Origin of the sequence: Streptomyces sp. NPDC093097 (assembly GCF_044754325.1) — a bacterium.
Taxonomy (GTDB): Bacteria; Actinomycetota; Actinomycetes; order Streptomycetales; family Streptomycetaceae; genus Streptomyces.
The window spans coordinates 188,574-200,192 of sequence record NZ_JBIVOW010000018.1 but is presented as its reverse complement, the minus strand read 5'-3'; the positions used below and the strand labels follow the sequence as shown (position 1 = coordinate 200,192).

The window sequence follows — 11,619 nt, the reverse complement described above, 5'->3', positions numbered from 1 at the left end:
CCCACCCCCTACATATACACTCCGCCAACCACTCTTCCCATCCCCGCCGGACTCCCTTTTTGGCCCCGGCCGGCCGGCGGGGGGCGCCGGGGGCGGGGCGGGGCCCGCCGGCGGGACCGGAGGGGATCAGCCGCGGGCCGTCTGCTCCGGGATGGCCGGGCGGGCGGACCGCTTCGGCTCCGCGCCGTGCGCGAAGCCGCCGGCGTCGTCGGCGGAGCGGTGCGGTCCCTGCTGGGCCTGGAGGCGCGGCAGGACCCGGCGGAGGTCTTCGAGGAACAGGTCGCCGAGGTCGTGGCCGAAGCCGTTGCGCACCACGACGCGCAGGGCGGCGAGGTCGGTGCGGTTGGCCGGGAAGGTGTAGGCGGGCACCTGCCAGCCGCGTTCGCGGAGCGCTGCGGAGACGTCGAAAACGGTGAAGTTGGTGACGTCGTCACTGATCCGGAAGGCGAAGACCGGGAGTTGGCTGCCGTCGGTGAGGAGGGTGAACGGACCCATCTCGGCGATCTCGGCGGACATCCGGGTGGCGACGTCCCGGCTGGTCTGCTGGACGGTGCGGTAGCCCTCGAAGCCCAGGCGCAGGAAGTTGTAGTACTGCGCGATGACCTGGGCGCCGGGCCGGGAGAAGTTCAGCGCGAAGGTCGGCATGTCGCCGCCGAGGTAGTTGACGTGGAAGATCAGGTCCTCGGGGAGGGCCTCCGCGTCCCGCCACAGGGCCCAGCCGACGCCGGGCATGACCAGGCCGTACTTGTGGCCGGAGGTGTTGATGGAGGCGACCCGCGGGAGCCGGAAGTCCCAGAGCAGGTCGGGGTCGAGGAACGGCGCGATCATCGCGCCGGAGGCGCCGTCGACATGCACCGGTACGTCGATGCCGGTGCGCTCCTGGAGGGCGTCGAGGGCCGCGGCGATCTCGGCGACCGGCTCGTAGGCGCCGTCGAAGGTGGAGCCGAGGACGGCGACGACACCGATGGTGTTCTCGTCGCAGAGTTCGACGGCCTCCTCCGGGGAGAGGATGAAGCGGTCGCCCTCCATGGGGACGTAGCGCGGCTCGACCTCGAAGTAGTTGGCGAACTTCTCCCAGCAGATCTGGACGTTGATGCCCATCACCATGTTGGGACGCTCGGTGGACTTGCCCTCGGCGCGCCGGCGCTGCTGCCAGCGGCGCTTGAGGGCCAGCCCGGCGAGCATCGCCGCCTCACTGGAGCCGGTGGTCGAACAGCCCACCGCCGCATGGGAGTCGGGGGCGTGCCACAGGTCGGCGAGCATGTGCACACAGCGCGCCTCGATCTCGGCGGTCTGCGGGTACTCGTCCTTGTCGATCATGTTCTTCTCGGCACACTCGGCCATCAGCCGCTGGGCCTGCGGCTCCGCCCACGTGCTGACGAACGTGGCGAGGTTCAGCCGGGCGTTGCCGTCCAGCATCAGTTCGTCGTGGACGATCTGGTACGCGGTGTCCGGCTCCATCCCGTCGGCCGGCAGCTCGTACCGGGGGACGTGGAGCGGTTCCCGGCTGAAGACCGGGTTGACGGTGAGCTTGGGGCTGGTGTAGCGGTGTTGGTGCGGGCGCTTGAGTGGCATGGAGCATGTCCTTCTCTGGTACGTACCGGACCTTTCGGCGGACGGTCCGGTCGGCCCTCCCGCCCGGCCGGGCCGCTCCGCGCGGCGGCCAGGGTAACGGCTGCGTCTGTGCGGGGAGCGGCGGTTGCGTCATCGCGCCGCGCCGGGCGGCTGCTTCCGGACGGGCCAGCGGGACGCCATCGCCTCCCTGGCCGGGCTGTTGACGCACTGGGCAGTACGGGACGCACACGGGGTGTACTGGCCGGGCCACCTCGGCCTCGCCCAGTGGCTGGCCGGCCCCGCGTCCTACGACGAGCCGGCCGGCTGGCCCTCCTGGTGCTACGGCGCACCGGGCGTCTCCCGCGCCCTCCAGCTGGCGGGACGCGCGCTGGACCGGCCGGACTGGACCGTCCTGGCCGCGGAGTCGGTCGAGCGCCTGCTGACGCTCCCCTTGGAACGCTGGGGCATCACGGACCACGCCCTCTGCCACGGCTGGGCCGGTGCCCTGCACCAACTCGGCCGCCTGGCCGAGGACTTCGCGACGGAGCACCCACCGCACACCCCGTCCGCCGCTGGAGCCACCGAACGCGCGAGACTCACCGACCGCACCGAACTCACCGAACTCACCGACCGCATCGGGCACCGGCGGGACGCGGTGGCCGCCCGCCTCCTGGACGCCTTCGATCCGGACGCGCCGTTCGGCTACCGCTTCACCATGACCCGCGTACCGTTCGCCAGCGACGTCTCCGGCTACCTGGACGGCGCCTCGGGCGTCGCCCTGGCCCTGGACGCCTATGCCACCGGGGGTGCCACCACGGACTGGGACATGCCACTGCTGCTGGCCTGAGCCCCCAGGGCACCCGGCCCACTCCCGCACCCACCGTAACGGGCGCGCCACGCACCCGACATGAACGCGAGCGTGGGCCGGCCCCGCACCCCCGGTGACGGGCGCACCACCGATCGGCGCCGCCCGCCCCTCCCCGTCCGCACACCGCCCGCTCGACGCGCGTGATCGGCCCGGAGCTGGTGTGCTGGGAAGAGGAGGCCGTTGCACCAGCAGAGTCGGCAGGCGGCCCAGCCGACGCACGCGGCAGGCACGAAGAAGGCCGGGGCGCCGGGGCGTGGACCCGGCGCGAGGAAGAGCCGGAGCGCGGCGCGACAGGACGCGACGGCGCGGGTCCGGCGTATGCGGACCGCCACGCGACGCGACCGCACCGCACAGGGCGCGACCGCACCGGCACCGGGGCATGTGGGAGAGCGATCTGATGAACACCTACCAAGTCGCGCAGGTCGGCGCCGCCGACGCGCCCTTCGAGATCGTCGAGCGGGAGGTCCCGCGGCCGGGTCCGGGACATGTCCGGATCGACGTGGACGCCTGCGGGATCTGTCACAGCGATGCGATGTTCGTCGGCGGCGCGCTGCCGGGCGTGCGGTTCCCGCTGGTCACCGGCCATGAGATCGCCGGGCGGATCGCGGAGGTCGGCGAGTACACGGACAGCCGCTGGCGGATCGGCGACCGGGTCGCGGTGGGCTGGTTCGGCGGCAGCTGCCATAACTGCACGCCCTGCCGGGAGGGCGACTTCGTCGTCTGCGATCAGCTGAAGGTGCCCGGCTGGGCCTACGACGGGGGGTTCGGCGAGACGGTGGTCGCGCCGGCCGACGCGCTGGCGCGGATCCCCGACCGGCTCGCCGCGGCGGACGCCGGCCCGATGGCCTGCGCGGGGGTGACCACGTACAACGGGCTGCGGCGCAGCGTGGCCCGGCCGGGCGATCTGGTCGCCGTACTGGGCCTCGGCGGCCTGGGGCACCTGGGCGTGCAGTTCGCCGCCGCGATGGGCTTCGAGACGGTGGCGATCGCCCGCGGCGCCGACAAGGCCGACTTCGCCAAGCAGCTCGGGGCGCACCACTACATCGACAGCACCGCGGGCACTCCCGTCGCGGAGGCACTCCAGTCCCTCGGCGGCGCCCGGGCGGTGCTGGCCACGGCCGCCAACTCCGCCGCCATCTCCGCGACCGTGGACGGTCTGACGCACCGCGGCGAACTGGTGGTCATCGGTGCGGACACCGAACCGCTGGACATCAACCCGACCCAGCTGCTGATGCGGGCCCGGGTCGTGCGCGGCCACGCCTCGGGCACCGCCCAGGACATCCAGGACACCATGGCGTTCAGCGTCCTCCAGGGCATCCGCCCGATGATCGAGACGATGCCGCTGGAACACGTCAACGAGGCCTACGGCAGGATGCTCTCCGGGACGGCGCGGTTCCGGATGGTGCTCACGCACACCGAGGCCGGCCGCACCCGCTGACCCGCACCGCCCTCACGCCCCCGCGCGAAACGCCCGGCGGTACGCCCCCGGTGTCGTGCCCAGCGCGCGGAGGAACCGTCGGCGGAGGTTGGTGGCCGAGGAGAGGCCGACGCGGCGGGCGAGGGCGTCCAAGGGGAGGTCGGTGGACTCCAGCAGTTCCCGGGCGGCGGCGATCCGTTGGGCGAGCAGCCACTGCCCGGGGCTCACGCCGAGCTGGTCGGCGAACCGGCGGGCGAGCGTACGGGCCGACAGGCCCTGCTGCGCGGCCAGTTCGTCGACGGTGAGGGGTTCGTCGAGGCGTGCGGTCGCCCATTCCAGGAGGAGCGCCAACGAGCCGTCCATCTGGACGGGGTGCGGTGGCGCCGCGAACTGGAGCTGGCCGCCCTCCCGATGCGGCGGCATGACCATGCTCCGGGCGACCTGTGCGGCGTAGCCGGCCCCGTGGTCGGTGCGGACGAGGTGCAGGCACAGGTCGATGCCGGCCCCGGCGCCCGCGCTGGTGGCGAGGTCGCCGTGGTCCACGTAGAGCACGTCCGGGTCCACCTCGACCGTCGGGAAAAGATCGGCCAGTTGGCCCGCACGCGCCCAGTGGGTGGTTGCCCGCCGCCCGTCCAGCAACCCGGCGTGCGCCAGCGCGAAGGCGCCGGAGCAGATGCTGACCAACCGCGCACCGCGCTCGTGCGCCCGGCGCAGTGCGCGCACGACGGCCGGTGAGGGCGCCACCTCGGGCGGCAGCCACCCGGGGATGACGACGGTGTCCGCCCGATCGAGCGCGGTCAGTCCGTCCGTCACGAGCATGTCGTATCCGGCGAGCGTGGCCACCGGGCCCGGCTGCTCCGTGCACACCCCGAAGGCGTACCGGACCGCGACCTCCGCCCGCTCGATCCCGAAGACCTCGGCCGCACAGCCCAGTTCGAAGGTCGACTGGGGCGGGCGGACGAGCGCCACGACGCGGTGCACGGCAGCCATGACAGAAAAGTACCGCAGGATGTCATTCCTGACACTCGGCTGGTCAACACCCCTGCGCGAGGCTGTCCCCGATGACGACGCGAGGGGCGTCCCCGCAGGAGACGTCCGCGCAAGAGACGTCCTTACGAGAGACGAGAACAGCCGAGATGGCGACGACCGATATGGCGGCAGCCGGGAAGACGAGGCCCGAAGTGACGACCACCAGCGAGACCGCACCCGCCGGAAACGCCGGGAACCAGATGGCCGGCTACGTATGGGCCGCCGTGGCGGACGCACCGGTGCGCGAGGTGTTCCCCGGGATCCGGCAGCGCCCACTGTGGAGCGGCGAGAACGGCGCCAGCGCCCAGGTCCTGGAGATGGACCCGGGGTCGCACTGGGAGGGCATAGACGTGCACGAGCCGGGCCCGGAGGAGGTGTTCGTCGTCTCCGGAGTCTTCAACGACGGCGAACGGGACTATCCGGCCGGCTCGTTCATCCACGCCCCCGCCGGTTCCTCGCACGTCCCGCAGTCGACGACCGGCTGCACACTGTTCGTCTTCTACCCGGAGGGGTAGGGGCCGGCGCCGGCACCGCCCCATCCCGCTCCTCCAGGAGACCTGCCCCCGCAACGCCTCCGGGCGGGCCACCCACGACGCCCACGCCCACAGCCGACCAACCGCACAGCGTCCGCGCCGCCGCCCGAGCCACCGCTCAGGCGGCGGCGTCGCGCTGGCGGCGCCTTCCGGGGGCGCCCCGGCACACCAGAAGGCCGCCGCTGACCGACGTCGAGCAGCGGCAGGGCACGAGGCGGCGGCCGGGCACGAGACGGCGGCCGGACGCCCCCCGGCGGCACCATGTGGCACCACATGGCATCACGTGGCACCAGACGGCACAGCTTGGCACCATCCGGCACCACCCGACGCCACGCGGCGCCATCCGACACCGCCCCGCACCCCCAAGGCTCGCCAGGCACACCCGAGACCGCGCCAACAAAGGCCGCCCTCTTCGCTTTTCACCAGCCCAGAGCGCCCACACCCACCCCCCGCGCCACCCATGGCACCACTAGGGCTTGCACATGGCACCACAATGGTGCCACTATGTGGTCATGGACCTCACGCCGTATGTCGACACCCTCCGCCGCGAACTTGCGGTGGCCGCCGAAGCCGGCGGGGAAGATGCCCGCGAGCTGGCCGAGCGGCTCACCGCCCCTCTGGAGTCGGCAACCCGTCTGACCATGCTCAATGTGCTCTCCGCCGCGATGGACGAGATCACCCGCGAGCTCGCCCCCGGCTCGGTCGACGTACGGCTGCGCGGACTCGACCCCGACTTCGTGGTGACACCACCGCCCGCCGGCGGCGGCCCCGCGGAACCGGCCGTCGCGCCCGCCGAACCGCTCACGACCCCGGCGCCGGCCGAGGGCGACGAGGGCGGCACTGCCCGCGTCAATCTGCGCCTGCCGGCCCACCTCAAGGCCCGCGCCGAAGAGGCCGCGAGCCGCGAGGGCCTGTCGGTCAACGCCTGGCTGGTGCGGGCCGTGTCGGCCGCGGTCGGCGGCGGTACGCAGCCGCGCCCCGCGGAGAAGACCCGCACCTTCGGACAGGGCTACACGGGCTGGGTGCGCTGACCGCACCCGCGCCCGCCCCACCTCACTCACACCACTTCACCCACACCACGTCCCACCAGCAGGGACGCCCACGAGACCCAGAAGGACGGCACAGCCATGCCTACTTTCCCCACCACCGAACCGATCTCGACCACCGCTCGGGTGGAGGCCGGCTCCATCCAGTTCATCGCGAGCGACCGCCCCGACACCGTCGTCGAGGTCCGGCCCCGCAACCCGAAGAAGGACCAGGACGTGCGGGACGCCGAGCAGACCGAGGTCACCTACACCGGCGGCACCCTGACCATCCGGACGCCCAAGCAGCGCTACCTCCTCGGGCGCACCGGCACCGTCGACGTCACGGTCGAACTGCCCACCGGCTCAACGGTCGACATGACCGGCGCCTGGGCCCAGGTGTTCGGCGAGGGCCGGCTCGGCGAGGTCCGGGCGAAGGTCTCGGCCGGCGACGTCCGCCTCGACGCCACCGGACCGCTGCAACTGACCGCCTCCCACGGCTCGATCACCGTGGACCGGGTCGAGGGCATCGCCGAGATCACCACCAGCTCCGGCAGCGTGCGCGTGGGCCTCGTCGACGGCCCCGCCGTCCTGAAGAACTCGCACGGCACCACGACCGTCGGCGCCGTGACCGGGGAGCTGCGGGTGAGCGGCGCCCATGGCGACATCGACATCACGCGCGCCGAGAGCTCGGTCACCGCGACCACCGCCCACGGCACCCTGCGCGTCGCCGAAGTCGCCAACGGAGAGGTCCAGTTGGAGACCTCCTACGGCGCCATCGAGGTCGGCGTCCGCGAGGGCACCGCCGCCTGGCTCGACATCAACTCCGACGGCGGGCAGATCCGCAACGCGCTCGCCGCCTCCGAGGCCCCGGAGCGGAGCGAGGACACCGTCAAGATCCGCGCCCGGACCCGCCACGGCAACATCGACGTGCGCCGCGCCCGCGCCTGAGCGCCGCCCCCGCCGACTCACCTGCTCGCCAACTACCGCAGAAGAAGCATGCACTTCACCAGCACCACACTCATCCGCAGCAACATCCCACGAACGGACACGCCGTTATGGCCCGTATGACCGCGGCGCCCGCCGCCGCGCCCGCACCCCCGGCCACCCGTCCCCGCCCCGCGGCGATCTCGGCCACCGGACTGACCAAGTCCTACGGCGACAAGGTGGTCCTCGACGGAATCGACCTGGACATCCCCGAGGGCACGATCTTCGCCCTGCTCGGGCCCAACGGTGCCGGCAAGACCACCACCGTCCACATCCTCTCCACCCTCCTGACCGCGTCCGCCGGCCACGTACACGTGGCAGGCCACGACGTGGCCCGCGACCCTGACGCCGTGCGCACCGCGATCGGCGTGACCGGCCAGTTCGCGGCGCTGGACAACCTCCTCAACGCCCGGGAGAACCTCCTCCTGATGGCGGATCTGCACCACCTCGACCGCCGGGAGGGCCGCCGGCGGGCCGCCGAACTGCTGCGCCGCTTCGACCTCGCCGACGCGGCCACCGCCCCCGTCGCCACCTTCTCCGGCGGCATGCGCCGCAAGCTCGACCTCGCGATGACCCTGGTCGGCAATCCGCGCATCATCTTCCTCGACGAACCGACCACCGGTCTCGATCCGCGCAGCCGACGGACGATGTGGGAGATCATCCGCCGCCTGGTCGCCGATGACGGCGTCACCATCTTCCTGACCACGCAGTATCTGGAAGAGGCCGACCAACTCGCCGACCGCATCGCCGTCCTGGACCAGGGACGACTGGTCGCGGAGGGCACGGCGGACGCGCTCAAGCGCCGCATACCCGGCGGGCATCTCCGCCTCCAGTTCGCGGACCCGCAGGCGCTGGAATCGGCGGCCGCCCTCTTCGACGCCGGCGCGGCGGACCGCGACGCGCTCACCCTCCAGATCCCCGGCGACGGCAGCATCCCCACCGTGCGCAGCGTCCTCGACACCCTGGACGCCGCCTCACTCACGGCGGAGGCCCTCACCGTGCACACCCCCGACCTCGACGACGTCTTCCTCGCCCTCACCGGCCGGCAGCAACAGCACGGACAGCAGTCACCGCAGACGTCCCAGCCACCACCGACGCCCCAGTCGTCTCAGTCGTCTCAGTCTTCTCATTCGTCCCAATCGACCAACGCCCGTACGGAGAAGCCCCGATGAGCGCCCCTTCGTACGCGCTGCGCGACTCGATGACGATGCTGCGGCGCAACCTCAAGCACGCACAGCGCTATCCGTCCATGACGATCTCGGTCGTCGCCATGCCGATCCTGATGCTGCTGCTGTTCGTCTACGTCTTCGGCGGCGCGCTCGGCCACGGCATCAACCTGCCCGGGGCGGCCAACGGCCGTGACGGCTACGTCAATTACGTCGCCCCGGGAATCATCCTGATGGCGGCGACATCCGGCGCCATCGCCACCGCGGTCTCGGTCTGCACCGATATGACCGAGGGCATCATCAACCGCTTCCGCACCATGGCGATCTCCCGCGGCTCGGTGCTCACGGGGCATGTGGTCGGGAGCGTCCTCCAGACCATGGCCAGCCTCGCCCTGGTCATCGGGGTCGCACTGGCGGTGGGCTTCCGCCCGCACGCCACCGTGCTCGGCTGGGTCGCCGCGACCGCCCTGCTCGCCCTCCTCGCCTTCGCCCTCACCTGGCTGGCGGCCGCGATGGGACTGGTCGCCAAGACCGTCGAATCGGCGAGCAACGCACCGATGCCGTTCACCCTCCTGCCCTTCCTGGGCAGCGCGTTCGTCCCGCCGGAGTCCATGCCGGCCGGAATCCGCTGGTTCGCCGAGTACCAGCCCTTCACCCCGATCAACGAGACCCTGCGGGGCCTGCTGATGGGCACCCCCGTCGGCGACAGCGCCATGGCGGCCCTCGCCTGGTGCGTCGGCCTCGCCCTGGTCGGCTACCTCTGGGCGCGCACGGCCTTCCGCCGCAACGTCAAGCGCTAGCGCTGACCCCGGCGGCACCACCGCCCCCACCGCGGCCACGGCCCGACCGACACCGGCCCTCACGTCCCGCCGCGACCCCATCCGGTACGGCGCAACACCTGCCGCACCAGCCCCACTTCGCTCCACCAATACACACGGACAACCCCACCGCTGCCCTCACCGCAGCGCACACCACCACACACCCCACCATCATCACCATACGCAACTACACCGCCACCTAACGCAACGGAGGGCACCATCATGTCGACCGACCCCACGACACCATCAACCCCACCCACCCCGTCAACGCCCTCAACGCCCCCGCCCCTCCAACCCGTTCGCCCCGAGCCCGAGCCGCTCACCGAGCTCCCGCTCACCCGCCCCACGGGATGCCCCTTCGACCCGCCCGCCGAACTGGCGGAACTGCGCGAGGAGCAGCCGCTCCGCCGGATGCGCTACCCCGACGGCCACCTCGGCTGGCTGGCCACCGGCCACTCCGTGGCCCGCGCGGTGGCCGCCGACCCCCGCTTCAGCTCACGCTACGAGCTGATGCACCTCCCGTTCCCCGGCACGGAGAACGTCACCCTGCCGCCGGCCCCGATCGGCGACCTCACCGGCATCGACCCGCCCGAGCACACCCGCTACCGGCGGCTCCTCATGGGGAAGTTCACCGTCCGCCGGATGCGCCAACTGACCGCACGCGCAGAGCAGATCACCGCCGAACACCTCGACGCGATGGAGCGCCACGGCCCGCCGGTGGACCTGGTGACGGCGTTCGCCCACCCCCTCCCCGCGCTGATGATCTGTGAGCTGCTCGGAGTGCCCTATGCCGAACGCGCGCTCTTCCAGCACCACGTCACGGCGGCGACCAGCACGGAGGGGACGGTGGAGGAGCAGTACGCCGCCCTGGCCGCACTCCAGGAGTTCATCCGGGGACTGGTACTCGCCAAGCGCGCGCACCCCACCGACGACCTGCTCGGCGATCTGACCGGCAGCGACCTCACCGACGAGGAACTGGCCGGCGTGGGCAGCTTCCTCCTGGCCGCGGGCCTGGACACCACCTCGAACATGATCGCGCTCGGCACCTTCGCCCTGCTGACCCACCCGGAGCAGGCCGCCGCCCTGCTCGCCGATCCCGGCCTCGCCGACCAGGCGGTGGAGGAGCTGTTGCGCTATCTCACCATCGCCCACACCGGGATGCGCGCGGCATTGGAAGACATCGAGCTGGACGGACAGTTGATCAAGGCCGGGGAGTCGGTCACCGTCGCACTGCACGCCGCCAACCGCGACCCGGACCGCTTCCCCGACCCCGACACCCTGGACCTGCGCCGCAAGGCCACCGGCCACCTGGCCTTCGGCCACGGCATCCACCAGTGCCTGGGCCAGCAACTGGCCCGCGTCCAGATGCGGGTGGCCTTCCCGGCCCTGCTCACCCGCCTCCCGACGCTGCGCCTGGCCATACCGCCGGCGGAGGTGCCGCTGCGCAAGGACCCGACCATGCACGGGGTGCAGTGCCTCCCCGTCACCTGGGACGCGACATAGCCCGCGTCCCGTCCGGCCCCCGGGGTGGGCCCAGCCGCCGCATGCGGAGGGGCCCACCCCACCAACGCGTCAGCGCCCGCCCCCGGCCCAGCCCCCGCGAAGCACGTCCTCCGTGACTCAACACCACAGGCAGCAGATCTCACGAAAATAAAATGCCGTGCGCCCGCCCGCCTGGAGTTGCCACCCCGTACCTTCCCCGCCCGCAAGGAGCGCCGTCAGCGGTGACCCAGCACATTGACCACCCGGCCGTTGGGATCGCGGACGAAGAACCGCCGCACCCCCCACTCCTCGTCCTGAAGGGGATGAAGGATCTCCGCACCGCTGTCCCGCATGACCGCATAGGCCGCGTCCACATCGTCCACCTCGACACTCATGTCAGGGGTGACCGGGGCGGTCTTGTCGCCGGCCATGAAGCTGACCTGCGCCGCCGGAGCGGACGGGGCGGCCAGCGTCACGATCCAGCCGTGGTTCATGACCTCCTCGAAACCCAGCAGGCCATAGAAGTCACGGCTCTCCTGCACGGCCTCTGACTGGACGTTGGGCACGACACGACGAACGACCATCGACGACTCCAGGTGAGAACAGACGAGTCTCCAGAACTCCCCAGAAGTACTACGCCACATCCGCCACCGCACACACTTTCCCACCCCTCCCGCCACCACATGCGTCAGACGTGGCGGTGAGTGCCGACTCAGCGGCGTCCGCACAGGCGGTACGGCGTT

10 protein-coding genes and 1 pseudogene are annotated in these 11,619 nt (G+C 72.0%); 8 read left to right on the top strand and 3 right to left on the bottom strand.

Annotation, left to right across the window (positions count from 1 at the left end):
- Nucleotides 1-126: 126 nt before the first annotated feature.
- Nucleotides 127-1,575 (bottom strand): glutamate decarboxylase, encoded by a 1,449-nt coding sequence (locus ACIQE0_RS27755; protein WP_402337193.1) that lies wholly within the window; start codon nt 1,573-1,575, stop codon nt 127-129.
- Nucleotides 1,576-1,765: 190 nt separating this feature from the next.
- On the opposite strand from ACIQE0_RS27755, the pseudogene ACIQE0_RS27750 reads away from it, so the two are divergent.
- Together ACIQE0_RS27750 and ACIQE0_RS27745 are read left to right on the top strand one after the other, a co-directional pair.
- Nucleotides 1,766-2,401: pseudogene (locus tag ACIQE0_RS27750) on the top strand (lanthionine synthetase LanC family protein); the annotation flags it as partial.
- Nucleotides 2,402-2,819: 418 nt separating this feature from the next.
- Nucleotides 2,820-3,860, top strand: coding sequence for an alcohol dehydrogenase (locus ACIQE0_RS27745; RefSeq protein ID WP_402337190.1), 1,041 nt, complete (start codon nt 2,820-2,822; stop codon nt 3,858-3,860).
- A 12-nt stretch (nt 3,861-3,872) separates the two neighbouring features.
- Here ACIQE0_RS27745 and ACIQE0_RS27740 read toward each other — a convergent pair whose 3' ends face one another.
- The gene (locus ACIQE0_RS27740) at nt 3,873-4,829 is read right to left on the bottom strand and encodes a helix-turn-helix domain-containing protein (RefSeq protein WP_402337186.1); all 957 of its coding nucleotides are present in this window, start codon (nt 4,827-4,829) and stop codon (nt 3,873-3,875) included.
- A gap of 239 nt (nt 4,830-5,068) precedes the next feature.
- Here ACIQE0_RS27740 and ACIQE0_RS27735 point away from each other — a divergent pair, with 239 nt between their 5' ends.
- The 6 genes from ACIQE0_RS27735 (at nt 5,069) to ACIQE0_RS27710 (ending at nt 10,897) form a co-directional block, all read left to right on the top strand.
- Complete coding sequence (locus ACIQE0_RS27735; protein WP_384091798.1) at nt 5,069-5,383, top strand: cupin domain-containing protein; 315 nt, start codon at nt 5,069-5,071, stop codon at nt 5,381-5,383.
- Nucleotides 5,384-5,913: 530 nt separating this feature from the next.
- Entirely contained in the window at nt 5,914-6,432 is a 519-nt protein-coding gene (locus tag ACIQE0_RS27730) for a hypothetical protein (RefSeq protein WP_366330607.1), read from the top strand.
- A gap of 96 nt (nt 6,433-6,528) precedes the next feature.
- Nucleotides 6,529-7,374, top strand: coding sequence for a DUF4097 family beta strand repeat-containing protein (locus tag ACIQE0_RS27725; protein ID WP_402337182.1), 846 nt, complete (start codon nt 6,529-6,531; stop codon nt 7,372-7,374).
- A gap of 116 nt (nt 7,375-7,490) precedes the next feature.
- Nucleotides 7,491-8,582, top strand: coding sequence for an ATP-binding cassette domain-containing protein (locus tag ACIQE0_RS27720; RefSeq protein ID WP_402337226.1), 1,092 nt, complete (start codon nt 7,491-7,493; stop codon nt 8,580-8,582).
- The gene (locus ACIQE0_RS27715) at nt 8,579-9,376 is read left to right on the top strand and encodes an ABC transporter permease (RefSeq protein ID WP_366330544.1); all 798 of its coding nucleotides are present in this window, start codon (nt 8,579-8,581) and stop codon (nt 9,374-9,376) included. The genes ACIQE0_RS27720 and ACIQE0_RS27715 overlap by 4 nt, the downstream gene beginning before the upstream one ends.
- A gap of 240 nt (nt 9,377-9,616) precedes the next feature.
- Nucleotides 9,617-10,897 carry a cytochrome P450 gene (locus ACIQE0_RS27710; protein WP_402337178.1) on the top strand — a complete coding sequence of 427 codons (1,281 nt, stop codon included), beginning with the start codon at nt 9,617-9,619 and terminating at the stop codon, nt 10,895-10,897.
- Nucleotides 10,898-11,112: 215 nt separating this feature from the next.
- On the opposite strand, the gene ACIQE0_RS27705 is transcribed toward ACIQE0_RS27710, so the two are convergent.
- Nucleotides 11,113-11,460, bottom strand: a complete 348-nt coding sequence (locus ACIQE0_RS27705) for a VOC family protein (RefSeq protein WP_366330546.1) — start codon at nt 11,458-11,460, stop codon at nt 11,113-11,115.
- Nucleotides 11,461-11,619 lie beyond the last annotated feature (159 nt).

Excerpts from the sequence above, each read along its gene's own strand:
- ACIQE0_RS27755 (WP_402337193.1), bottom strand. The coding sequence starts at position 1,575 with ATGCCACTCAAGCGCCCGCACCAACACCGCTACACCAGCCCCAAGCTC.
- ACIQE0_RS27745 (WP_402337190.1), top strand. The coding sequence starts at position 2,820 with ATGAACACCTACCAAGTCGCGCAGGTCGGCGCCGCCGACGCGCCCTTC.
- ACIQE0_RS27740 (WP_402337186.1), bottom strand. The coding sequence starts at position 4,829 with ATGGCTGCCGTGCACCGCGTCGTGGCGCTCGTCCGCCCGCCCCAGTCG.
- ACIQE0_RS27735 (WP_384091798.1), top strand. The coding sequence starts at position 5,069 with ATGGCCGGCTACGTATGGGCCGCCGTGGCGGACGCACCGGTGCGCGAG.
- ACIQE0_RS27730 (WP_366330607.1), top strand. The coding sequence starts at position 5,914 with ATGGACCTCACGCCGTATGTCGACACCCTCCGCCGCGAACTTGCGGTG.
- ACIQE0_RS27725 (WP_402337182.1), top strand. The coding sequence starts at position 6,529 with ATGCCTACTTTCCCCACCACCGAACCGATCTCGACCACCGCTCGGGTG.
- ACIQE0_RS27720 (WP_402337226.1), top strand. The coding sequence starts at position 7,491 with ATGACCGCGGCGCCCGCCGCCGCGCCCGCACCCCCGGCCACCCGTCCC.
- ACIQE0_RS27715 (WP_366330544.1), top strand. The coding sequence starts at position 8,579 with ATGAGCGCCCCTTCGTACGCGCTGCGCGACTCGATGACGATGCTGCGG.
- ACIQE0_RS27710 (WP_402337178.1), top strand. The coding sequence starts at position 9,617 with ATGTCGACCGACCCCACGACACCATCAACCCCACCCACCCCGTCAACG.
- ACIQE0_RS27705 (WP_366330546.1), bottom strand. The coding sequence starts at position 11,460 with ATGGTCGTTCGTCGTGTCGTGCCCAACGTCCAGTCAGAGGCCGTGCAG.